Origin of the sequence: Nocardia sp. CA-135398 (assembly GCF_050955845.1) — a bacterium.
Taxonomy (GTDB): Bacteria; Actinomycetota; Actinomycetes; order Mycobacteriales; family Mycobacteriaceae; genus Nocardia.
Genome location: NZ_CP192084.1, coordinates 5,414,743 through 5,436,655, shown reverse-complemented (window position 1 = coordinate 5,436,655; position 21,913 = coordinate 5,414,743). Strand labels below are relative to the sequence as shown.

Annotated in this window: 21 protein-coding genes; 9 read left to right on the top strand and 12 right to left on the bottom strand. The window is 66.1% G+C overall.

What is annotated here, in order from left to right; translation table 11 throughout:
* Positions 1–75: 75 nt before the first annotated feature.
* From ACQP1T_RS23610 to ACQP1T_RS23600, 3 genes are read left to right on the top strand one after another with little or no spacing between them, the layout of a single operon-like run.
* Complete coding sequence (locus ACQP1T_RS23610; RefSeq protein WP_433755212.1) at positions 76–1,239, top strand: hypothetical protein; 1,164 nt, start codon at positions 76–78, stop codon at positions 1,237–1,239.
* Positions 1,239–2,015 carry an SDR family oxidoreductase gene (locus ACQP1T_RS23605; protein ID WP_433755211.1) on the top strand — a complete coding sequence of 259 codons (777 nt, stop codon included), beginning with the start codon at positions 1,239–1,241 and terminating at the stop codon, positions 2,013–2,015. Before ACQP1T_RS23610 ends, ACQP1T_RS23605 begins: the two co-directional genes overlap by 1 nt.
* Before the next feature lie 5 nt (positions 2,016–2,020).
* Complete coding sequence (locus tag ACQP1T_RS23600; RefSeq protein WP_433755210.1) at positions 2,021–3,190, top strand: sulfotransferase family protein; 1,170 nt, start codon at positions 2,021–2,023, stop codon at positions 3,188–3,190.
* A 39-nt stretch (positions 3,191–3,229) separates the two neighbouring features.
* Here ACQP1T_RS23600 and ACQP1T_RS23595 read toward each other — a convergent pair whose 3' ends face one another.
* The gene (locus tag ACQP1T_RS23595) at positions 3,230–3,901 is read right to left on the bottom strand and encodes a PaaI family thioesterase (protein ID WP_433755209.1); all 672 of its coding nucleotides are present in this window, start codon (positions 3,899–3,901) and stop codon (positions 3,230–3,232) included.
* 245 nt (positions 3,902–4,146) lie between these two features.
* Between ACQP1T_RS23595 and ACQP1T_RS23590 the strand changes: the two genes are divergently transcribed.
* Positions 4,147–4,800, top strand: a complete 654-nt coding sequence (locus ACQP1T_RS23590) for an HAD family hydrolase (RefSeq protein ID WP_433755208.1) — start codon at positions 4,147–4,149, stop codon at positions 4,798–4,800.
* A gap of 9 nt (positions 4,801–4,809) precedes the next feature.
* On the opposite strand, the gene ACQP1T_RS23585 is transcribed toward ACQP1T_RS23590, so the two are convergent.
* Positions 4,810–5,403, bottom strand: coding sequence for a TetR/AcrR family transcriptional regulator (locus ACQP1T_RS23585; protein WP_433755207.1), 594 nt, complete (start codon positions 5,401–5,403; stop codon positions 4,810–4,812).
* A gap of 21 nt (positions 5,404–5,424) precedes the next feature.
* On the opposite strand from ACQP1T_RS23585, the gene ACQP1T_RS23580 reads away from it, so the two are divergent.
* The gene (locus ACQP1T_RS23580; RefSeq protein ID WP_433755206.1) at positions 5,425–5,793 is read left to right on the top strand and encodes a hypothetical protein; all 369 of its coding nucleotides are present in this window, start codon (positions 5,425–5,427) and stop codon (positions 5,791–5,793) included.
* A gap of 11 nt (positions 5,794–5,804) precedes the next feature.
* On the top strand, positions 5,805–6,293 hold the full coding sequence (locus ACQP1T_RS23575; protein ID WP_433762333.1) for a hypothetical protein: 489 nt from the start codon (positions 5,805–5,807) through the stop codon (positions 6,291–6,293).
* Between the two features lie 173 nt (positions 6,294–6,466).
* Here the strand turns inward: ACQP1T_RS23575 and ACQP1T_RS23570 are convergent, their stop codons facing one another.
* Genes ACQP1T_RS23570 through ACQP1T_RS23555 form a run of 4 tightly spaced genes read right to left on the bottom strand, consistent with a single transcriptional unit; the run spans position 6,467 to position 9,679 of the window.
* Positions 6,467–7,672, bottom strand: a complete 1,206-nt coding sequence (locus tag ACQP1T_RS23570; RefSeq protein WP_433755205.1) for an RNA polymerase sigma factor — start codon at positions 7,670–7,672, stop codon at positions 6,467–6,469.
* 59 nt (positions 7,673–7,731) lie between these two features.
* A complete protein-coding gene (locus ACQP1T_RS23565; RefSeq protein WP_433755204.1) occupies positions 7,732–8,079 on the bottom strand; it encodes a YciI family protein in 348 nt (115 codons plus the stop codon).
* Positions 8,080–8,117: 38 nt separating this feature from the next.
* The gene (locus ACQP1T_RS23560) at positions 8,118–8,987 is read right to left on the bottom strand and encodes an ABC transporter ATP-binding protein (protein WP_433755203.1); all 870 of its coding nucleotides are present in this window, start codon (positions 8,985–8,987) and stop codon (positions 8,118–8,120) included.
* 20 nt (positions 8,988–9,007) lie between these two features.
* Positions 9,008–9,679, bottom strand: coding sequence for a FadR/GntR family transcriptional regulator (locus ACQP1T_RS23555; protein ID WP_433755202.1), 672 nt, complete (start codon positions 9,677–9,679; stop codon positions 9,008–9,010).
* Positions 9,680–9,920: 241 nt separating this feature from the next.
* On the opposite strand from ACQP1T_RS23555, the gene ACQP1T_RS23550 reads away from it, so the two are divergent.
* Both ACQP1T_RS23550 and ACQP1T_RS23545 read left to right on the top strand, forming a co-directional pair.
* Positions 9,921–11,576: a 2-isopropylmalate synthase gene (locus ACQP1T_RS23550; protein WP_433762332.1), complete on the top strand. Its 1,656-nt coding sequence runs from the start codon at positions 9,921–9,923 to the stop codon at positions 11,574–11,576.
* 79 nt (positions 11,577–11,655) lie between these two features.
* Complete coding sequence (locus ACQP1T_RS23545; protein ID WP_433755201.1) at positions 11,656–13,929, top strand: helix-turn-helix transcriptional regulator; 2,274 nt, start codon at positions 11,656–11,658, stop codon at positions 13,927–13,929.
* A gap of 4 nt (positions 13,930–13,933) precedes the next feature.
* On the opposite strand, the gene ACQP1T_RS23540 is transcribed toward ACQP1T_RS23545, so the two are convergent.
* From ACQP1T_RS23540 to ACQP1T_RS23525, 4 genes are all read right to left on the bottom strand, one after another.
* Positions 13,934–14,449: a DinB family protein gene (locus ACQP1T_RS23540; protein ID WP_433755200.1), complete on the bottom strand. Its 516-nt coding sequence runs from the start codon at positions 14,447–14,449 to the stop codon at positions 13,934–13,936.
* A gap of 94 nt (positions 14,450–14,543) precedes the next feature.
* Positions 14,544–15,392, bottom strand: coding sequence for an alpha/beta fold hydrolase (locus ACQP1T_RS23535; RefSeq protein WP_433755199.1), 849 nt, complete (start codon positions 15,390–15,392; stop codon positions 14,544–14,546).
* Positions 15,392–16,585 (bottom strand): 3-hydroxy-9,10-secoandrosta-1,3,5(10)-triene-9,17-dione monooxygenase oxygenase subunit, encoded by a 1,194-nt coding sequence (gene hsaA / locus ACQP1T_RS23530; RefSeq protein WP_433762330.1) that lies wholly within the window; start codon positions 16,583–16,585, stop codon positions 15,392–15,394. Before hsaA ends, ACQP1T_RS23535 begins: the two co-directional genes overlap by 1 nt.
* A gap of 149 nt (positions 16,586–16,734) precedes the next feature.
* Positions 16,735–17,442: a response regulator transcription factor gene (locus ACQP1T_RS23525; RefSeq protein ID WP_433755198.1), complete on the bottom strand. Its 708-nt coding sequence runs from the start codon at positions 17,440–17,442 to the stop codon at positions 16,735–16,737.
* A gap of 279 nt (positions 17,443–17,721) precedes the next feature.
* Here ACQP1T_RS23525 and ACQP1T_RS23520 point away from each other — a divergent pair, with 279 nt between their 5' ends.
* On the top strand, positions 17,722–18,363 hold the full coding sequence (locus tag ACQP1T_RS23520; protein WP_433755197.1) for a maleylpyruvate isomerase family mycothiol-dependent enzyme: 642 nt from the start codon (positions 17,722–17,724) through the stop codon (positions 18,361–18,363).
* 13 nt (positions 18,364–18,376) lie between these two features.
* On the opposite strand, the gene ACQP1T_RS23515 is transcribed toward ACQP1T_RS23520, so the two are convergent.
* On the bottom strand, positions 18,377–19,315 hold the full coding sequence (locus ACQP1T_RS23515) for a tyrosine-protein phosphatase (protein WP_433755196.1): 939 nt from the start codon (positions 19,313–19,315) through the stop codon (positions 18,377–18,379).
* Positions 19,316–19,373: 58 nt separating this feature from the next.
* Positions 19,374–21,782, bottom strand: a complete 2,409-nt coding sequence (locus ACQP1T_RS23510; RefSeq protein ID WP_433755195.1) for a PEP-utilizing enzyme — start codon at positions 21,780–21,782, stop codon at positions 19,374–19,376.
* Positions 21,783–21,913 lie beyond the last annotated feature (131 nt).

Here is a 21,913-nt window from a genome sequence, read left to right as displayed (position 1 = left end):
ACAGGTTCTAATCTTGCTCATATCGAAATGTACCAGAGCGGTACATATTTGGAACAGCTACTTCGGAGAAGCCTCTTGCTGACACAGCCGTTCGCGGAAGCCATCGCCGCCGCCGAGGAAATCATCACCGGCGCACCGCATATTCGGACCGAACAGGACCTCGTCGAGGGCTACGACTACCTCGCCGGCAGTATTCGCGCCTCCATCCAGATGGCGTGGGCCTTCGAACGGGACTTTCCGTTCTTCGTCATGTCCACCGGGCCGTACACCAAGATGGGCCTGGACAACCCGGACACCCTCTACTTCCACTCATATCTGCGTCCCGACGCCGAGTATCTGGTGACCGGAACCCGCGGCACCACCCGTGACCTCAGCTTCCAGGTGCTCAACGGCAACTATTCGCCGGTGGACGTCCCCGACAGCGAGACCGCCTTCGATGCCCGCGCCCTCGATATCGCGGCCGACGGATCCTACGAGCTCCGTCTCGGCCCCGGTGCGGCGCGCCCTGGCTATGTCCATCTCGCCCCCGACTCCGCCATGCTCGTGGTGCGCGAGGTGTACAGCGACTGGGCAACCGAGAAGCCGGGCACGATTCGCATCCAGCGGGTGGACACGATCGGCGACGCTCCACCGCCGCTGACCAAGGACCTGATGAGCAAGCGATATGAGATCGCCGGAAAGATGCTGGTCTCGCGGCTGAATACCTTCCTGGCGTTCCCGAAGTGGTTCTATCTCAACCTGCCGGTCAATACGATGACCGAACCGCGCTCCACCCCGGGCGGACTCACCACCCAGTTCTCCTCGGTTGGTCACTACGAACTCGACGACGAGCAGGCGATGATCCTCACGGTGCCGAAATCGGATGCGCCGTACCAGGGTTTCCAACTCGGCAGCATGTGGTACCTGTCGCTGGACTACATCAACCACCAGACCAGCCTCACCGCCGACCAGGCACGCGTGGATCCGGACGGGATGATCCGGCTCGTGATCAGCGAGCGCGACCCCGGATTGACCAACTGGATCGAGCGCACCGGGCATGCGCGCGGGTACCTGCAGTTCCGCTGGCAGCAGCTGTCGCGGGATCTGAAACCCGAGGACGGGCCGACGGTGGAGGTGGTGTCGGTCGACGAATTGCCCGAGCGGCTGCCGTACTACCAGGAGGCTCGGGTCACGCCCGAGCAATGGAAGGCGCGGATCGCGGCGCGTCAGGTTGCCGTGGCGGAAAGGATGCTCGGCTGATGTTGTTGCAGGACAAGGTAGTTGTCGTCTCCGGGGTCGGTCCGGGGCTCGGCCGGGCCATCGCGGTGCAGAGTGCGCGCGCCGGTGCCGATGTGGTGCTGGCATCGCGTACCGAATCGCGGCTGACCGAGGTGGCCAAGGAGATCACCGAACTCGGCAGGCGCGCGGTGGTGGTGCCGACCGATATCAATGACGAAGCGGCTGTGACGAATCTGGTCGAGACGGCGCAGAGCGCGTTCGGCCATGTCGACACGCTGGTGAACAATGCGTTCGCGATTCCGCCGATCACCGATCTGGCCGATGTCGACCTCGATGACGTGCGTGCCGGTTTCGAGACGAATGTGCTTGCCGCACTGCGGTTGACGCGCCTGTTCGTGCCCGCGCTCACCGAGTCCAAGGGGTCGGTGGTCATGATCAATTCGGCGGTGCTGCGGCATTCGCGGCGCACCTTTGGGCCGTACAAGATGGCCAAGGCGAGCCTGCTGGCGTTGGCGCAGAGTCTGGCCACCGAACTCGGGCCGAAGGGCATTCGGGTGAATACCATTGCGCCCGGCTACATCTGGGCCGACAACTTGAAGTGGTACTTCAACTATCAAGCCAAGCAGCGCGGGATCACCCCTGAACAGGTGTACGCCGAGACCGCCGAGACGATCGACCTGCGCAAGCTGCCCGAACCCGATGAGATCGCTGACGCCGTGGTCTTCTTCGCCTCGCATCTGGCGCGAGCGATCACCGGCGCATGCCTGGACGTCAACGGCGGCGAATACCACCACTAGGAGATATGACTGTGATCGGCAGAGACGACGTCGGCACCATCGACGATCTGCACGCCTCGGCGACCAAGGTCGTCGGATTGACCGATTTCGGCGACGACGGCTACCGCGAGGGGCTGGCCGTGCTGCTCGAGTCCTATGCCAAGGAAGCCGAGCTGACGCCCTTCGGCAATAAGGTCAATCGGGCCTTCCTGCGCGGTGCGCTGATCGCCCGGCTGCTGAGTGAGGCCGCGTGGCAACGCTTTCCGGAATATGCCGAGGTCGCGATCGAGCGCCCGATCTTCGTGACCGGGCTGCCGCGTTCGGGTACCACGGCGGTGCATCGGCTGCTCAATGCGGATCCGGCGCATCAGGGCCTGGAGATGTGGCTCACCGAGATGCCGCAGCCGCGACCGCCCCGCGAGACCTGGGCCGACAATCCGGTGTATCAGCGGATCGAGGCGGCATTCGAGCAGCATCATGTGGAACATCCGGAATTCATGGGCGTGCACCATATTTCGGCGGACCAGGTGGAGGAGTGCTGGCAGCTGCTGCGACAGTCGCTGATGTCGGTGTCCTACGAATGCCTGGGCTATCTGCCCGGATATTCCGAGTGGTTGCGCGAACAGGATTGGACCGATGCCTATCGCAGGCATCGGCGCAACCTGCAATTGATCGGGATGCCCGATGCCGACCGGCGCTGGGTTTTGAAGAACCCGAGTCATCTGTTCGCGCTGGACGCGATCTTCGAGGTGTATCCGGACGCGCTGGTGATCCAGATGCACCGGGATCCGCGCACCATCATCGCCTCGGTGTGCAGCCTGAACGAGCAGGCCGCGGCGGGGTGGTCGGAGAAGTTCCGCGGTCCGGTCGTGGGTGCGGGGCAGTTGGATCTGTGGGCCAGGGGTGCGGATAAGTTCCTCGCGGATCGCAAGCGGCACAATGCCGCTCAGTTCTGCGATGTGTACTACGACGATTTCGTCGCTGACCCGATCGGCACCGTCGGATCGATCTATCGGCACTTCGATATCGAGCTGAGCTCGGCGGCCGAAGCCGCGATGACGGCATTGCATGCGGAAAGCACCACGGGTGCGGCCCGTCCCGTGCACCGCTACACGCTGGAGGACTTCGGCCTCACCGCCGATCAGGTCGACGCGCGCTTCGCCGAATACCGCGACAAACACTTCCCGACGAGCTAGGGGTACCCGAGATCAGGTGTAGTCACCTGATCTCGGAACTCACTGCTGTCCCGGTTTGAGCACGATGAACAGCCCCTGTGCCTCTGCGCACAGGCGTTCGCCGTCGTGCAGGGTGGCCCGGACATAGACCTTGCGGCCCTCCTGCCGTTCGGTCCAGGCGTGCACCTGCAGTTCGGTTTCGAGCGGGGTGATGGAGCGGTAGTCGACGGTGAGCGAGGCGGTGCGGGTCACCTGGCCCGCGTGCATTGCCGCGGCCATGCCGAGCAGATCGTCGAAAGCGACCGCGACCTGTCCACCGTGGGCGGCCTTATTGCCGCCGAGGTGGAAGGTCCGGAAGGTGACGCGGGCAGCCACGCCGTCCCGGCTCGCCTTGTCGATGGTGAACGGTGGGAGTGTGACGTTCCCGCGGGACGGCAGGTCGGCCCGAGTCCAGGTCGGGGCGGACCATTCGTCGGCGATCGCGGCGTCCAGCTTGTCGTTGAGCTGCTTGAGCACGCCGATCGTCTCCAGCGCGAGCTCATCGGTCGGGCAGGCCAGCCGGGCCCGATCCATCAGGCTGCGCACCTGTTCGATGAATGCGCCGTAGTGCGGGCCGCCGCGCGAAATATCGAGGTCCTCCAGCTGCGCGTCGATCAGCTCCGACATCGGCCGGAACCCGCCCTCGTGGTGCTCCGCGCTCGGCAGCGAGTTCCCGACCTGCTCTTCGTTCATATAGAACACGTTATCGGTTGCCGGTCGAATGCTCGTTCGCTGGGCCAGCGCGATGCGCTCGAATCGGGCGAAGCCGCCGAATGGGGCGGCGGAATGGTGGTGGGGTGCGGGGGCGGGGTGAGCTGGCCTAGTGTGGGTACTCGTTCTTGAATCAGGTCTTCCGAAATCCCCACCGCGGGGCGGATCGATGGGTCGGCCATCGGGTCGTCGCCGAACGGTGTTGCCGGCGAAAGGCTTTGTCCCGTATGCACATTGCTGCTGTTGTCTTCGATATGGACGGCGTTCTGATCGACTCGGAGCCGGTGTGGGAGCAGGTGCGCCGCGCGTATGTGGCGGAGATGGGCGGGCGCTGGCTACCCGATACACAGCAGCGGTTGATGGGAATGAGTACGGGGGAGTGGTCGGACTATCTCAGCGGTGAACTCGGTGTCGGTGCGCCGCCGGATACCGTGGCCAATGATGTGATCGATCGCATGGCGCAGCATTACGAACAGGCGGTGCCACTGCTGCCGGGGGCGGTCGAGGCGGTCCAGCGCATCAGCGAACACTGGCCGCTCGCGGTGGCCAGTTCGTCGCCGCGCAGCTTGATCGATACCGTGCTCGGTCGCACCGGGCTGATCGAATTCTTCGGCGTTACCTTCTCGACCGAGGAGGTCGATCGGGGTAAGCCCGCGCCCGATGTCTACGTGGCGGCGGCCGCCTTCATGCGACACAAGTCCACCGAATGCGCCGCCGTCGAGGATTCGAGCAACGGACTGCGCGCCGCACACGCCGCGGGTATGCGCGTGATCGCCGCGCCGCGGCCGGAATATCCGCCCGCCCCGGACGCCCTCGCCTTGGCTGCCGAGGTGATCGACACCCTCGACAAACTCACCCCCGAAATCGTCGCCGGGGAGTGAGATCGGGGGTCAGGGGTGGTAGGACTCGAGCAGGGCGCGGGCGGCGGCGGTTAGGTCGGCTTCGAGCCAAGTAGGCAGGGCGGGGGCCTGGGCGTGACGGCGCAGGGCGGCGTAGGGGAGGTCCACTACCGCGCGGCTGACGGCGTCGATTTCGCGCTCGCCGTCGCGGCCGAAACGGGCGGCGGCGATGCGGCGCAAGTGGTCGATGACTGGTGCGTTCATCTCGTCGAGGCGGGCACGGAATTCCGCATCCGGTCGGCCGTCGAGCAGATCGCTGGGGCGCAGGTTCAGCAAAAGCCTTGCGTCGTCGGGTAATTCGCGACCGAAGTGGATGCTCGCGACGGCCATCGCGACACCGGCCTCGACCGGGTCCGGCTCGGCGGCGGCGGCCTTGACCCGGTCCTGGAAGCGTTCGAGTGCGCGCAGCCAGGCCGCGGTCAGCACGCCGTTGCGGTTGCCGAAGCGGTGATAGAGCGTGCCGACGGGCGCGCCACTGGCCGCCGCGATCGCCGCGACGCTGGCGGCGCGGGGACCGTCGGTGAGCACGAGGGTGCGCGCTGCGTCGAGGATCACGTCGGTGTCGTGCTTGCGGGGAGGCGCCATGTACTAGTACGTTCCTTCTATATGGAGCGATTGCCCTACATAGATGAGCATGCCAGATCGGTGGACGCGAATCGCGATCGGGCGTGGAAGGCCTTGCTGAAAGTTGTCTGCAAGGATCCCGACGATCCGTCGAAGGCGCCGACCGGATTCGTGCTCGATGCCGCCGAGGAGCCCGCCCGGCTGGCGCTGCGGGGACGGCACTGGTTCTCGCGCTATGCGCTGGTCTTCGAACTGGACGAGCAGGGGCCGAGCCGGACATTGGTGCGTGCGCGGAGTTGGGCCGAATTCCCCGGTTTGCACGGAAAGATCTACCGCGCGTTGGTCATCGGCACCGGCGGCCACAAGGTCGTGGTGCGCGAATTGCTCCGCCGAATCGCGGCCGCGGCATGATCCCGGGTTTGGTGTGGGGTGCCACCGAGGCCGAATGCGAGCTTCCCCTGCCCTGTGACGAGGTGCAACCGGGTGGGGTGCAGGCGGATCGGGCCATCAGCATTGACGCCCCACTCAGTGTGGTCTATGGCTGGCTGTGCCAATTGCGGGTCGCGCCCTACAGTTACGACTTGCTCGACAACTTCGGCAGACGCAGCCCGCGCCACCGTGATCCGGCGCTGACCGAACTCGAAGTGGGACAGCGGTTCATGTCCGCGTTCACCCTCGTCTCCTTCGTACTGGGCCGCCATATCACCCTGGTCTCCGGCAAGGTCTGCGTCACCTATGCGGTGCGTCCCGAGGCGCACGGCACCCGTCTGACGGTCCGAATGCATTGCGGCGCACCGTGGCTCATCGCCCGCGCGCTGGCCCTCGGCGATGTACTGATGATGCGCAAGCAGTTGCTGACGCTGAAGGAACTGGCCGAGGCCGAGGCGCGCGGCACGGAGGTATCCCGATAACCGGGCACGATGGGTGCCACGCTCAGCCCGGCCGACCTGGCCGCGATCATCAGCCGCACCGTCGTCCTCGGCGCGGACGATGATGCCGTGCCCCTGGAACACACGTCCAACGCATTACGTCGGTAGCAGTTTCTGGTCGCAGGTGTCGCGGATGGTGATCATCTTCCGGAGCACTATTCACATCCGGCCATGCGATCCAGTAGCAGGGCCTGTTCGGCATTGTTTCCGGTCAGCTCCGCCGCACGGGCGAATTCGGTGCGCGCTTCGTCCTGCCGACCGAGCCGGTCGAGCAGGTCGCCGCGGACGGCGGGGAGTAGGTGATAGTTGTCCAGCGCACCGGTGGCGACGAGCGCGTCGACGAGTTCGAGGCCCGCGGCCGGCCCGTGCACCATGCTGACCGCGACGGCTCGATTCAGTTCGACAATCGGTGACGGAAAGCGTTCGGCGAGAACCGCATACAAGCCCGCGATGCGTCGCCAGTCGGTCTCCTCGGCGCTCGCGGCCATGGCATGCAATGTGGCGATCGCGGCCTGCAGCGCATAGCGGCCCGGGCGCAGCCCGCGATTGCGGCTGGCCGCATGGGACCGGCCGAGCGCCGCGAAACCACGTCGAATCAGCAGCTGATCCCACCGGGAGCGCTCTTGATCAGCGAGCAGGACAACGGTTTTCGTGGGGCTCATCCGTGCGGCCGAGCGCGAGGCCTGCAATTCCAGCAGTGCGGCGAGGCCGTGTGTTTCCGGTTCATCGGGCAGCAGATTCGCCAGCATCCGCGCCAATCGCAAGGCGTCCTCGCACAATTCGACCCGGATCCAATCATCGCCCGCCGTCGCCGAATAGCCTTCGTTGAAGATCAGGTAGACGACCTCGAGTACCGAATCCAAACGCCGGGCCAGCTCGTCGCCGTGCGGCACCGCATACGGCACGCGCCTTGCGGCGATGGTGCGTTTGGCCCGCACAATGCGTTGGGCGACAGTCGATTCCGAAACGACGAAGGCGCGGGCGATCTCCTCGGTGGTCAATCCGCCGAGCAACCGCAGCGTCATTGCCACCCGGGCCGGTTGCGACAACATCGGATGACATGCGGTGAAAATCATGCGCAGCAGATCGTCTTCGATATCCTCCGCCGCCGCCGGCTCGGGAGCGGTCCGTAGTTCGTTACCGACCAGCGTCAGCTTCCGCGCGAGGTTCTGATTTCGCCGCACCCGATCGATCGCCAGGTGTTTCGCGGTGAGCATGAGCCAGCCGCCCGGATTGGGCGGCACATCGTCGCGCGGCCACTGCTCCATGGCCGCGACCAGCGCGTCCTGGGCCAGCTCCTCGGCGACGTCGATATCGCCGACGATCCGGGTCAGCCCGGCGACCAGGCGCGGCCATTCCATCCGCCACACGGTTTCGACGGCATCTCGAATCTGCTCGGGCGACCGGCTCATCTATCGGGTCAGCCCTCGGCGACCTGACGAAGCTCCACCTCGATAGTCCACTCCGGCCCGTGCACGCTCAGGAAGCGCGAGGTCCATTCCACCGCCTCCTGCTTCGTTTTCGTCTGCAGCAGACAGTACCCACCGACGACCTCCTTCGATTCGGTGAACGGGCCATCGAGCACGGTCTGCCTGCCACCGCTCTGAGTGATCTTGGTCGCCTCGGTGATCGGATGCAAGCCAGCGGTATCCAGCAGCACCCCGGCCTTGGTCATTTCCTCGATCACCTTGTTGACCTGCTCGATCAGCGCATCGTCGGGAACCGGCGCATCCGTCGGATCGACTCGGATCAGCATCATGTGTCGCATCTGGCCATCCTTCGTTCGGTGGTCGGCTTGTCCGACCCTCACTCAACGCATCGAACGGCATCGGCTCGAATCGACATTCTCCCGGAAATTCTTCCGGAAGTTTGCTGAGCGGGCCAGCCACGCACAGCGGCGCGCGCGGTCCAGCGGCCGTCGTCGTAGCGGACCGCCACCGGGTGGTCGAAGGCCGCGCTCACCGTGTCCGTCGTCACCGTTTCCGCGGCGGGACCAACGGCAACGGTTCGGCCACCAGCGATGAGCAGCGCGTGGGTGGTGGTGCTCGGCAGTTCCTCCAGATGGTGGGTGACCAGAATCGAGGCGACGTCGGGATGGGTTTCGCCGAGTGCGTCGATGGTCTCCAGCAATTGTTCGCGAGCGGCCACATCGAGTCCGGTGGACGGTTCGTCGAACAGCAGCAGGCGCGGCTCGGCGATGAGCGCTCGCGCGATCAGGGTTCGGCCGCGTTCGCCCTGGGACAGCGTCGGCCAGATCTCCTCGGCCTTGCCTTTGAGGCCGACGGTCTCGATCATGGCGTCGGCGCGGCGCAGATCCTCCGGTGTCGGCGTCCAGCGCATCGGGGTGTCGATGGTGGCGGTGATGCCGGTGAGCACGACCTCGCGGACGGTCAGCGGATATCGGAGTGGATGGCGCGGATTCACATGGCCGATCGAATGGCGCAGTGGGGCCAGATCGACCCGCCCCATCCGCCGGCCGAGGATATCGACGCTGCCCGAGGTCGGGAAGGTGACCGCAGCGCAGAAGCTGAGCAGGGTGCTCTTGCCCGCGCCGTTGGGGCCGAGCAACGCCCAGTGTTCGCCCGCGTGGACGGTCAGCGAGATGCCGTCGATGATCTGTTTGCCTTCGCGGCGGAAGGTGACGTCGGTCAGTTGCAGCACTGGGGTGTCGGGCACGGGAGATCTCCATTCGGTCATCACGTGAACGCGTCTTTCAAAGCCGTCAGATGCTTTCGACTGAATTCCGCTGCGGCACTGGGATTTCGATGTGCGATCGCATCCGTGAGCCGAATGTGCGCGTCGTGGTCGGCGGGCTCGGAGGGGGCCGGGCGGATCTGGAGCATATCGATCATGGCCACCCGGAGCCGGGGGAGGAAGCTGTCGAAGAGCTGGGTGAGCACATCGTTGTGGGCGGCGACGATGACCGCGCGGTGGAACGCCATATCGGCATCGACATGGTCGGCGATCGGTTCGCCGTGCGCCTCGCGCGCGGCCAGCGCCCGGCGGATGGCGCGCAGGTCGGCCGGGGTGCGGCGCTGCGCGGCGAGGGCGGCGGCCTCGGCCTCGATGGCGATGCGGGCCTCGATGACCGAGGCTATGGTGGCGCGGCGCAGCACCACATCCCAGTCCTCGGTGACATCCAGCGCGGTCACGAAGACGCCCGCGCCCTGACGACTGTCGAGCACGCCTTTACCCGCCAATTCGCGGATCGCCTCGCGCAGCGTCGAGCGGCCGACGCCGAGCTGCGCGGCGAGCGTTGTTTCACCCGGAAGGCGATGTCCCAGTGGCCATTCCCCGTTACGGATGCGGGTGAGCAGCAGGTCCGCCGCCTGTGCCGCGAGTGGCTGCCGCCGTACCTGCGAGACCATTCGAACCTCTCTACTTGTCTGAGGAGTTGTGTATAGTCTAGCCATCATGCGCACCATGCTTCTGCTTAGCCGCCACGGCGGGGCCTGACGACCGGCCGCCCGCCGTGGGGCTTCGTCGTGGCCGGTCACCGTTCTCTGTGACGGCCGCGAAGGCCAGGAAGCAGCAATCATGACCATGTTCCCAACCATTGCCACACCCGCCGGTGCCGTCTCTGCTTGGAACAGACAGCGGCATTCGCAGATGCCGTCGCATCGCTACCGCAGTGTCTACGATCGGCTGGAAGTGCCACTCGCCGAACGCGATTGGCCGAATGCCCGGCTCACTCACGCCCCGCTGTGGGTGCCGGTCGATCTGCGCGATGGCAACCAAGCGCTGGCCGAGCCCATGGATCCGGTGCGCAAGCAGCGATTCTTCGAACTGCTGGTCGCCATGGGCTACAAGGAGATCGAGGTCGGTTACCCGTCCGCATCGCAGACGGATTTCGATTTCGTCCGTCTGATCGCGCGCACCGATATCGCGCCGGAGGATGTCACGATCGTGGTGTTCACCCCGGCCCGGCGCGATCTGATCGAGCGCACGGTGGAATCGGTGCGCGGTATCCACAACGAGGTCGTCATCCACATGTACACCGCGACCGCGCCGGTATGGCGAAATGTCGTGCTGGGCAAGGACACCGGCGAACTGCGCGAGCTGATCGTGTCCGGCGGCCGCGATGTGCTCGAATTCGCCGGTGCGCTGCCGAATGTGCGGTTCGAATTCTCGCCCGAGGTGTTCAACCTGACCGAACCGGATTTCGTACTCGATATCTGCGACCGTATGACGACCCTGTGGGACGCCACCCCGCAACGGCCGGTGATCCTGAATCTGCCCGCCACGGTGGAGATCGCCACACCGAACGTCTACGCCGACCAGATCGAGTACATGCACAAGAATCTGGCCCGGCGCGGGAGTGTCATCCTGTCCGTGCACCCGCACAACGACCGGGGTACCGGTGTCGCATGCGCGGAACTGGCCGTACTCGCCGGAGCCCAGCGCGTGGAGGGCTGCGTCTTCGGCAATGGTGAACGGACCGGCAATGTCGATATCGCCACCCTGGCGCTGAATCTGCACGCCCAGGGCATCGATCCGATGATCGACTTCTCCGATATCGACGAAATCCGCAGGACCGTCGAATACTGCACGCGCATGCCGATCCACGAAAGGCATCCGTACGTGGGCGATCTCGTGCACACCGCGTTCTCCGGCACCCATCAGGACGCGATCAAGAAGGGGATGGCCGAACATCGCGAACGGGCCGTCGCGACCGGTATCGATGAACGCGAACTCGATTGGCATGTCCCGTATCTGCCGATCGATCCGGCCGATATCGGACGCGGCTATGACGCGGTGATCCGGGTGAATTCGCAGTCCGGCAAGGGCGGTATCGCATATCTGCTGGAGTCCGAATACGGCCTGGAACTGCCGCGTCGACTCCAGATCGATTTCGCGCGGCAGGTGCAGGCCCGTACCGATGACACCGGTGTGGAGATCACCGCCGCCGAACTCTACGAGCTGTTCGAGGCGACCTATCTGAACACCGAGGCGGGGCCGGTCGAGTTGACCCGATATCGCACGACCGACGCGTACACCGAGGTCACGCTGAGCATCGATGGTGTCGCCGAGCGCACCGAACATCGCGATATCGGTCCGATCGAGGCGCTCACGGCGGCACTGGGCCGGGTGGGCTATCCGGTCGAGGTACTCGGCGCGACCCAGCAGTCGATCGGCGGGACCGCGATCACCTACCTCGAGTTCCGCATCGGTGCGCGCACCGGATGGGCCTGCGGACGCGGCGATTCCGTCCTGTCCGCCTCGCTGGCCGCCGTCATTCGAGCCGCGAACGCGATAATCTCCTAACGGGTACCAATACGACATCTCGGTCAAAATGCCCGGGACGGCGGCCGCGCATGAAAAGGTATGCAGCGTGGTGCGGCACGTGACAGGGAACCTCCCCGCTGAGGTGACGAGCTTCGTCGGTCGTGACGCCGAGGTCGCCACGGCGCGCAAGCTGCTGTCCAGCACGAGGCTGCTCACCCTGACCGGGCCGGGCGGTGTCGGGAAGACTCGGCTCAGCCGACGGGTGGGGGAGACGGTGCGCCGCGCCTTTCCCGACGGCGTCTGGCTGGTCGAGGTGGCGCATGTGCACGACGGGGACTTGGTGGCGTTGAGTGTCGCGCAGGCGCTCGGTCTGCGCGACGACACCACTTCCCCCGTCATCGGCCTGACCGAGTTTCTCGCCGACAAGAGCCTGCTGTTGATCCTGGACAACTGCGAGCACCTGATCGGCGCCTGTGCCGAACTCGTGGACCGGCTGATTCCGGCGACCACCGATGTGCGGATCCTCGCGACCAGTCGCGAGCCGCTCGGGGTCTCCGGGGAACAGGTCATGCCGGTATTGCCGCTCGCGGTGCCGGACGTGGACGAGCACGAGGCACGTCCGGCGCACGTCGACAGCGATGCCTTGCGGCTGCTGATCGATCGGGCCGTCGCCGCGAACCCCGACTTCCAGGTCACCGATGCCAATCGCGGGGCGCTGGCGGCGATCTGTCGTCGCCTGGACGGCATACCGCTGGCACTGGAGCTGGCCGCACTGCGGTTGCGGATGTTCACGCCGGATCAGGTGCTCGCGCGTCTGGACGATGCGATGCGGCTGCTCACCGCCGGATTGCGCACCGCGCCGGAGCGCCAGCAGACCCTGGAGGCCGCGATCCGGTGGAGTTACGACCTGTGCACGCCCGACGAACAGCGGTTGTGGGAGCAGCTGTCGGTCTTCGCGGGTGGTTTCGATCTGGAGGCCGCGGAGGCGGTTTGCACGGTCCCGGACGCGCTGTTGGACGCGCTGACCGGGCTGGTGGACAAGTCGGTACTCGGCCACCGGCAGAACAGCGACGGCACCGGCCGCTACACCATGCTCGAGCCGTTGCGTCAGTTCGCGTTGGCCCGATTGGTCGCCCGCGGTGGCGAGCGGGCGGTGCGGCTGCGTCATCGCGATTACTACCACGGGATCGCCGCGCAGGGACGCACTGCGTACTGGGGCAGCGAGGATGTCACCTGGTTCCGTGATGTCACTCGGGAACATCCGAATCTGCGTGCGGCACTGCAATTCTCGCTCGCCGATCCGGAAAGTGCCCATCGCGCACTGGAAATCGCGACGGAACTGCGTCCCTTCTGGGAGCATTACCGCTTCCTGCTGGAGGGTTATCGCTGGTTGCTGGAGGCGCTGGAGAAGGATATCGACCATTCGAAGGATCGCGCGCGGGCACTGGCCGCCGCCTCGGTGATCGCCGCCATGCTGTCGGATCCGGAGACCGCGACGCGATTCGCGGACGAATGTCTGGACATCGCAACCGAACTCGATGCCGAGGACGTGCTCGTCGAACATGCCCTGCTCGCCGCGCTACTGGCATTCGCCAATGACGAACCGAGACAGGCACTCGATATCGCCGAGGCCGCCTCGGGTCGTGCGCGAGCCTGCGCCCACCACGGCGTCGAGATGGAGAGTCTGGCCTTCGCGTATGTGTGTGCGCTGGTGCTGGACGATGAACGGGCGGGGGCGATAGCGGATCGATTCCTCGCCAAGACCAAGGACTATGGTTCGCACCTATTGGGCGGGCTGGGACACTGGGCGGTGGGCACCGATCGCTGGCATAAGGGCGAGCAGGACGAGGCGATCGCGGAGCTGCACAAGGCCGTCGAGCTGTTCAGCCTGTTCGACCGGTGCGTGTGGACGGCATCCGGTTTCGACGGACTCGCGTGGGTGGCCTCGGCCGCAGGCGATCTGAACCGTGCGGCGCGGCTGATGGGGGCGGCCTCGACGGTGCGGCGCGGCAGTACCCAGCGGCTCGCCCATGAGATGACCGAATTCGTCGGCGACAAGGTGCGCCTGCAGGTGCGCGATGCGATGGGCGAGAAGGAGTTCCAGGCCGCCTTCGATGCGGGCGCGGCGTGGGGACTCGAGGAGGCGGTCGCTTTCGCGCTCGGCACCCCACTGCCCGCTGCACCGGTGAAAACCGTTGCGGCGGACGTGCTTACCCGGCGCGAAGGGGAAGTCGCGCGGTTGATCGGGGCGGGTTACAGCAATAAGAGCATCGCGAGTGAGTTGGTGATTTCGATTCGAACCGTCGAGAGTCACGTCGACCACATTCTCACCAAGTTGGGCTTCACCTCGCGGACCCAGATCGCCGCATGGGTCAGCCGGAATCAGATCTGACGGGTCAGTCGCCGGTCGCGCCGTCGATGCGTTCGCGCAGGAAGTCGGCGTGGCCGTTGTGTCGCGCGTATTCCTCGATCATGTGCACATAGACCCAGCGCAGGCTGAATTCGGTATTGCGATGGGTGAAGACGTGGTCCAGGGGTAGGTCCGCGACGGCGGCGTCGGCCGACTTGATCTCCGCGTGCAGCGTCGCCAGATCCGCGGCGGCATCGGCATTGGCGATATCGTCGAAATCGCCGTTCGGGTTGTCTTCGCTGCAGTACAGATAATCCAGTGGTTCGCCGCGGCTGGCGATGCGAAACCAGCCCCGTTCGCATTCGGCGAGATGGCGGACCAGGCCGAGCAGCGACAGCGTCGAGGGTGCCACGCAGCGCCGCTTCAGCTGTTCGGTCTCCAGCCCGGCGCATTTCCACAGCAGGGTGCGACGGTGCAGGTCCAGCCAAGTCTGGAGCATGGTCCGCTCGTCGGCGATCAGCGGCGGCTTGGTTCTGGTGATCTCGGGCGCGGTCCATGTCATCGGCCGACTGTAACGCCGAACCCGCGACCGGATCTCGCGAATTACCGCGACATCGACCGGACATAGTGATGCCTATGTCGCCTCGGCATCGGCGCTACAGGCCGGAGTTCAGGAAGTCGATGACCGCGCGCTCGAAGGCGTCCTTGCGCTCGATCTGCACCCAATGTCCGCATCGCCCGAACAGCCGCACATCGGCATTCGGCAACTGACGCGACGGCAGCAGCGCGCCCTCGACCGGGGTGACCCGATCATCGCGGCCCCACAGCAGCAGCACCTCATTGCGCAGTGCGCGCAGTCGTGCCCACAGCGGAACCGGTTCCGCGAAGGCGGGATTCGCGAACGTCGCGTAGGCGTCCCGGATCGCGGCGATGGCGGCCGGATCCGCTGCCGCGGCCCATCGGTTCTCGACCAGCTCGTCGGTGAGTACCGCCTCGTCGAAGACCATGCTCCGCAGCCAGGAGAGTACGCGGTCCCGGGTCGGCTCGCCGGTGAAGTCGAGCAGCCGCCGAATCCCTTCGGACGGTTCGGGTCCCAGCACATTGACGCCGACACCGCCCGGCGCCATGAGCACAAGTCGATCGATGCGCTGGCCCTGTTCCAGCGCAACGAGCGTCGCCACCGCACCGCCCATGGAGTTGCCGAGCAGGTGCACCGACGGCAGTTCGAGTCGATCCAGCAGTCCGAGCACCGCGTCGGCGGCGATGCGCAGATAGTTGCGCTGGTACACCTCGGGTCGCTCGCTCGCGCCGAAGCCCGGCTGATCCAGGATCAGGCAGCGGAAGTGTTCGGCGAGCACCGGCAGGTTCGCGCCGAAGTTGGCCCAGCCCGACACTCCAGGACCAGAGCCGTGCAGCAGCACCAGTGGCGGTCCGGAACCCGCTTCGTGGTAGCGGAGTTTCAGCCCGTCGACGGTGATATGCCGACTGGTATCCGCCGCCTCCATCAGACCATCCGATCTTCGACCGGTAGCCCGAATTCACCGCGGCCGAACATGGCGAGGGCGCGCTCGACATCGTTGATGACGTGCACGCTGCCCGCGTGCGCGTCGCGCCAATGGCGTTCGATCGGATTGGGTTTGCGGATCGAGTGGCCACCGGAGTTGTCGAAAAGCAGCTCGATCGCCTGGATGGCGCGCTCGGTGCCGCGTACCTGATCGCGACGGGTGCGCAGCCGGATTTCGTACGGAATCTCTTCGCCCGCTTCGGCGTAACGCAGTTGCTCGGAGATGTTGTGTTCCATTTGCAGGATGGCCGCGTCGATTTCGGAGCCCGCGCGGGCGACCCGCACGTGCGCGAATGCGTCCTCGGCCACCTTCTGCCCGCCGTAGGACAGCCGGACCCGCTCGCGCATCCGCTCGATATGTGCCTCGTACGCGCCCTGTGCGGCCCCGATGATGGGTGCGGTGATGGTGTTGGAGAACACGCCCGCGAACGGAATCCGGTACAGCGCAGCGGGATTGGCCTCCTGGCCGGGACCGCGCAGCTGTGATTGCTCGGTGGCGCTGTAGGCGCGGTGATGCGGCACGAAGGCCTTCTCGATGACGATATCGTTGCTGCCGGTGCCGGACAGGCCGACCACATGCCAGACGTCATCGACGCGATAGTCGTTGCGCGGCACCAGGATTGTCAGATAGTCCTTGGGATTGCCGTGCTCGTCCGGGGCCAGTGCGCCCAGGAAAGCCCACTGCGCATGGTCGCAGCCCGAGGAGAAACTCCACCGTCCGCTGACCTCGTAACCGCCTTCGACCGGCGTGAGTCGACCGGTCGGCGCGTACGACGAGGAGATGAGCGTGTCGGAATCCTCGCCCCACACTTCTTCCTGCGCCCGCAATGGGAAAAGTGCCAGCTGCCAGGGGTGCACGCCGAGCACCGAGGAGACCCAGCCGGTGGACGGGCAGGCCGCGGCGATCGTGCGAATGACCTCGTAGAACGCCACGGGGGAGACTTCCTCGCCGCCGAAACGCGACGGCTGCAGCATGCGGAACACCCCCGCCTCGGTCAGTTCCCGGATGCTCGCCACCGGAACCCGCCGCTGCAGATCGGTCTCCGCGGCTCGCTCCCGGATTGCCGGGACCAGATCCCGAACCCGATCGAGCACCTTATTGGGCCCACCCGTCACCCGGCCACCGCCCCTCATTGAATCGCTGCGCGATGCTGGCCCCATTGGGAGTCCTCCTATGTTCTCGCGACCGGGTGTGCCGGACGACGCCATAGTTTCGACGCTATGGCGGCCGTGGCGACACGTCGGGAACAAGTCCCGGTGATCGGAACGCTCGGAGGTGGCGTCTATACCGCGCGCAGCAAATTCGATCCGGCGGTGGTTTCGTAAGGATCCGGACCCCAGCGGTAGCCGTAGCCGCGGATATTCGTGATCAGTCCGGGACGGTTCAATTTCGCGCGCAATGAGGCCATATGCACATAGAGTTTCCGCGATACCGCCAGCATCGAGTCGCCCCAGACGCAGTCCATCAATTGCTCACGGCTGACCGCGATTCCGGGCCGCTCGACCAACACGCGCAGCAGCTCGAACTCGAGCCGGGTGAGCGGAACCAGTTCCCCGGCCACCTCCACCCGTCGCGCCGCGAGATCTACGCGAACGTCTTCGCTGGTCACCGTTTTCTTGCCCCGGGCGATACTGGCAACGCCGACCCGGCGCGTGACCGCCTCCAGCCGCGCGGCCAACTCGCCGATGCGCGCGGGTTTGACCAGATAGTCGTCGGCGCCGCTGTGCAGTCCGAGCACAATCGAACGCTCGTCGGCGTGCTCACCCAGAATCACCACCGGCACCGAACTCACCTCGCGCAATTTGCGCAATACCTGCAACCCGTCCATATCCGGCACGCCCATATCGAGGATAACGGCGTGATAGCCATGATGCGCCAAGAGCAGATCGGCTCCGCGATGCTTGCGCTCCACCTGATGACCGTGCAGTTCGAGCCCCTGCGCAAGAGTGTCGCCGCCATCGGCCTCATCATCGATCATGATCAGCCGCATCCGTCTCACCTTCCCGCACGATCCGCCGAAGAGCAGCGAACTTGCATGGTTGCCGCCGACGCCCCAGCACGCAAAGTTATTCCCTTGCCACCCTTGGGAAATAACGCTCCGCTCACCGGGTGGACAAGTGATCACGGGGAAACCCTGGCGGCAAAACGCGAGAAGCTCACGCGACCAGTGCCACCTGATCTTGATCGCTTCCCTGGGCGAGCGATGAGTTTGTGGGTGGAGGTTCGTCTTAGGTGATGGAGGGGGTGGCCGGGAGTTGGAGGAGATGCGATGAGTGAGACCGAGGTGCGGGCGGCGATCGAGGCGGAGCGGGGTGAGTTGGCGGAAATGCTGGCCGGGCTGGAGCCCGAGGCGTGGGACGAGCCGACATTATGTGCCGGATGGCGGGTGCGGGAGGTGGTCGCGCATATCACCATGCCGTTTCGGATGTCGACGCCGAAGTTCGCACTCGAAATGCTCAAGGCGCGTGGGAATTTCAACAGGATGGCGGATAAGAGTGCGCGGTCGGATGCGGCAGCGCTGACATCCGAGGAGCTGGTCGCCGCGGTGCGGGACAATGTGAATCATCCGTGGAAGCCGCCGGGTGGCGGATACGCGGGTGCGCTGAGTCACGATGTCATCCACGGTTTGGATATCACCGTCGCACTCGGGCTCGACCGCGTGGTTCCGGCCGAGCGCATGCGAACGGTGCTCGGCGCGCTCTCGCCGAGGAGCGTCAACTTCTTCGGCGTCGACCTGGACGGGATCGAATTGCGGGCCGACGATCTCGATTTCAGTTACGGCTCGGGTTCGGTGCTCGCGGGTTCGGCGCAGGATCTGCTGCTGGTGTTGTGCGGACGGACGCTGCCCACGGGGAGTCTGCGCGGCGACGCGGCCGACAGATTCACCGGGCCGGTGCCACCTACACGGTGACACCGGCACCGTCTCAGTGATTGGTCAGCAACTTCGCCCTCAGCGCGTCCAGCGTCGCGCCGTCGATGCCGAGACCATCGCTGAGGAAGCGGTCGAATGCGCCGTAGGACGTCTGGACCTGGTCGAATGCCGCGTCCAGGAATTCACGCTGTACACCGAGGATCGGCTCCCACAGCGCGCGATCGGTCACCAAACCCTGGGCGACGAGTCCATCCAGCAGTGCCTTGTTTCCGGCTGCCAAGTTGTCGTTGGAGTCCATGAAGTCGTTGTAGATCTGTCCCTTCGGCACATCCAGCGCGCTCATCAGGATCGCGGTCATCCAGCCGGTGCGGTCCTTACCCGCCGTGCAGTGGTACAGCACCGCACCCTGCGCGGTCGCGATGTCGGTGAAGGCCTGGGCGAACTGGGCGCGCGCGGTGGGATTCGAAACGAACCACGCATAGTAGTCGCGCATGATCTTGGCGGCCTTGCCGTCGCCGAGCGCCTCCTGCTGGGCCGCCGGTCCGGCCTGGATCAGGCGCGCCACCATGAGGTAGAAGTCATTGGCCGGGTCGTAGACCGGCTGTTCGGTGCGGCGAATCGATGCCGGGAGCCGATCGGGATCGCGGCCGGTTTCGACGGGGCTGCGAAAGTCGATCACCTGAGTGATATTGAGCGACACCAGCTTCTGCTGTTCGCCCGCGTCGAGTTTGGCCAGCGCGTCGGCACGGTACACGACACCGGTCGCCACCTTACTGCCGCCCTTGGCCGGATAGCCGCCGATATCGCGGGCATTCGGCGCATGCGCCAGACCCAGCGGCCGGTCGGCCTGGCCCGGCGACCGCAGCACCGGCACGGCCGGACCCGATAGCGCCGGACCCGCCGACGCCGGACCGGCCAGCGCCGGAAGAACGCCGACCAGCACTACGGCCGCGGCCGCGATCGTGCCGCGGAAAGCGCGCGAATTCTTCACGAGGGTGTTCCTTTCATCAAGGGCCGCATAGGGTGGGCGACCCAAGTTCGGACCGGGCTCAGTCGGCCAGCAGCGTGACCGTCCCGGCCGCGCCGTCCACACGCACGCGCTGACCGTCGGCGAGGCTGGTGGTCGCGGTCTTGGTGTCGACGACACAGGGAATGCCGAATTCGCGGGCGACGATCGCGGCATGTGATGCGGAGCCGCCGATATCGGTGATCACCGCGGCGGCGTAGGCGAACATGGCGGTGTGGCCGGTATCGGTCACGGCCGCGACCAGGATGTCGCCGGGCTCGATATCGTCGTCCAGCGACAGCACCAGTTTCACCCGGCCCTCCACCACACCGGCGCAGACGCCGATGCCGGTCAGGCTCTCATCGGCGGTGAGCGCCGCCGCGTCCGGGACCGGTTCCCATTGTCCGGCAATGACATCGGGCATTCTGATGGTTTGCAATCGAATGCGTTCCGCGCGCCTGCGCGCGACCTTGTCGGCCGCATCCGCAGGGAGACAGAAGATTTCGTCGAGCGTCAGATAGCAGGCGTCATCGATTTCGCGCAGTCGTCCGGTGCGAACGAGCCGATCGGCCCGCTCGCGCACGGCAAGTCGCAGGCAGTGGGTGATCCGGACAACGCCGTCGCGTGCGCGTTCCCGGGCAACCGTGGCTCCGGCGGCCATTCGCGCGGTGCGGCTCGGCGATGCATCCACGGAGTCGCGCTTGGGGGCTGGCATTTGCGCGGCGCGGGCTGCGGCGCTCACCAACAGGGCGGGACGGTCACCGAATGTCGGGTTGATCAGTTCGCATTCACCGGGACCTCGGTGCCCGACCTTGGCCAACTCCTCGTCGAGCGCGGCGGCGAAGGCGGGTGATTTCGCCCGTGCCGCATCGATATCACCGGCGCGCGCCAACTCGGCGAGATCGGCATCGGTGCGACAGAATTCGGCCAGGCGTTCCACCGCGAGCATGGGTTTCGCCGATTCCAACCGATTCACATCGATCGGAACCTCGCCCGCATCCTTGCCGCGTGCGTGGATGGCGGTGGCGGCGCCGGTCATCATCACACCGATCGCCGCGGCCTGCCACGCCTGGTGCAGACGGTCGCGCCAGAGCAGGGCACGCACGTGCAGCCGCTCATCGGACAGTGCGTGAATCTCGTTCGCGTTCAACGCTTCCGCATGCGATGCGGCATTGATCAGTTCGGCCGTCTCGCCGAAGCGGCGGGCGGTCGCGATGACGCGGGAAGTCGCGCGCGCCGTTGCCAGCGTGCTGGCCGGTCCTGTCGGCATCGGCGGCTTGCCGTGCGGCTGCAGGGCGATTTCGGCCGGGATATTGCCGTAGGCGTCGCGGCGGATGCTCTCCTCATCCCAGCCCGGCATATTCTCTGCGGCCAGTACACCGATCGAGGCGTTGATGTAGATGTGGTGGCCGAGCACGGTGGTGACCCGACTCGTCCAGTGCTCCAAGGCGATTCCGTCGAGTGCGATCATCTCGCCCATGGCCTCGTTGCTGAGGCGGATGGCACCGGCCTGCAGATCGATGGTCAGCGGTGTCATCGGGCCGGGCAATGCTTCCGAGGTATTGGTTGCGGTGTGCACCGGATAGCGCGCGTCGACCCGATCATCGAATTCGCCCTCGAGGCCCTCGGGGGCGACATCGGTGAGCGGATGGTTGTCCGAGGTGGCGGCCCGGGTGGGAATCACGTGCGACGGCAGCGGTATCGCGCCCCGGCGCGTGCGGAAGCCGCCGCCGGCGGGCTTGCGGCCGATCATGCCGCGCACCAGGTCGGCGATGACCTCGCGCGCCGTCCAGCCGCAGCGGAAGCCCCACTTCTCCTGTGCGACAGTGGGATCCAGGAGGGCCTGGCGACGAGACCAGCCGGGCACCCAGGCCGAGTAGCGTACGCGCGCTTCGCGCATCATGCGGCGCACCTCGTCGGGGGTGACCACGCCGGGAGCCGCGAGTTCGACGATCTCGAGCCCATCCTCGCGATGACCGGACGGTAGTGCGGTGGCCGCCAATACCAGGAAACGGTCCAGGTCGTCGCTGTGCAGCAGTTGGAATCCGTCGTCGGACTTCGAGCCCAGAATCGGTTCCAGTGCACGGCGGGTTTCGTGCCCGATCCGGCGACCGGCGATCGGCGCGGTGCGCACCAGCACGCTGTCCGCGCCCGAGGCGCGCAGCACCGCCGTGGCCTCGGCGTCCGAAAGCCGCGACGAGCGGGGAACCAGCACGCGCGCACCGGCATTGCGGGCGGCGGCGGCGACTTCGGCGAGTCCGCTTCCGGCCAGGTGTACGACGCTCGCGCAGCCGCTGACAGCGGCGGTGTGGTCGGTCATGCGGTGCACCCGCGGATCGATATACCGATGCCACCGCTGGTCCAGCCCGGCCACTTCGTGCCCGGCGGCCAACAACATGCGCGCCACCGCGCGACCGCTCGGCTCGGTGATTCCGGTGACCAGGACCCGCATCGAATTCCTCTCCTCACTGGCGCCGGGATACGCGAACGTGACGCCGTTCACACACCATCGCGAGTGCGGGACGCCGCCATCGGTGCCAGTCCCACTGAACGGGAGTACCCGGCTCGACCACCGAGATGATC

Excerpts from the sequence above, each read along its gene's own strand:
- ACQP1T_RS23580 (WP_433755206.1), top strand. The coding sequence starts at position 5,425 with ATGGAGCGATTGCCCTACATAGATGAGCATGCCAGATCGGTGGACGCG.
- ACQP1T_RS23600 (WP_433755210.1), top strand. The coding sequence starts at position 2,021 with ATGACTGTGATCGGCAGAGACGACGTCGGCACCATCGACGATCTGCAC.
- ACQP1T_RS23540 (WP_433755200.1), bottom strand. The coding sequence starts at position 14,449 with ATGACATGGACCGCGCCCGAGATCACCAGAACCAAGCCGCCGCTGATC.
- ACQP1T_RS23525 (WP_433755198.1), bottom strand. The coding sequence starts at position 17,442 with ATGCGGCTGATCATGATCGATGATGAGGCCGATGGCGGCGACACTCTT.
- ACQP1T_RS23550 (WP_433762332.1), top strand. The coding sequence starts at position 9,921 with ATGCCGTCGCATCGCTACCGCAGTGTCTACGATCGGCTGGAAGTGCCA.
- ACQP1T_RS23570 (WP_433755205.1), bottom strand. The coding sequence starts at position 7,672 with ATGGAATGGCCGCGCCTGGTCGCCGGGCTGACCCGGATCGTCGGCGAT.
- ACQP1T_RS23605 (WP_433755211.1), top strand. The coding sequence starts at position 1,239 with ATGTTGTTGCAGGACAAGGTAGTTGTCGTCTCCGGGGTCGGTCCGGGG.
- ACQP1T_RS23555 (WP_433755202.1), bottom strand. The coding sequence starts at position 9,679 with ATGGTCTCGCAGGTACGGCGGCAGCCACTCGCGGCACAGGCGGCGGAC.
- ACQP1T_RS23510 (WP_433755195.1), bottom strand. The coding sequence starts at position 21,782 with ATGCGGGTCCTGGTCACCGGAATCACCGAGCCGAGCGGTCGCGCGGTG.
- hsaA (WP_433762330.1), bottom strand. The coding sequence starts at position 16,585 with ATGAGGGGCGGTGGCCGGGTGACGGGTGGGCCCAATAAGGTGCTCGAT.
- ACQP1T_RS23535 (WP_433755199.1), bottom strand. The coding sequence starts at position 15,392 with ATGGAGGCGGCGGATACCAGTCGGCATATCACCGTCGACGGGCTGAAA.
- ACQP1T_RS23520 (WP_433755197.1), top strand. The coding sequence starts at position 17,722 with ATGAGTGAGACCGAGGTGCGGGCGGCGATCGAGGCGGAGCGGGGTGAG.
- ACQP1T_RS23565 (WP_433755204.1), bottom strand. The coding sequence starts at position 8,079 with ATGCGACACATGATGCTGATCCGAGTCGATCCGACGGATGCGCCGGTT.
- ACQP1T_RS23585 (WP_433755207.1), bottom strand. The coding sequence starts at position 5,403 with ATGGCGCCTCCCCGCAAGCACGACACCGACGTGATCCTCGACGCAGCG.
- ACQP1T_RS23595 (WP_433755209.1), bottom strand. The coding sequence starts at position 3,901 with ATGAACGAAGAGCAGGTCGGGAACTCGCTGCCGAGCGCGGAGCACCAC.
- ACQP1T_RS23590 (WP_433755208.1), top strand. The coding sequence starts at position 4,147 with ATGCACATTGCTGCTGTTGTCTTCGATATGGACGGCGTTCTGATCGAC.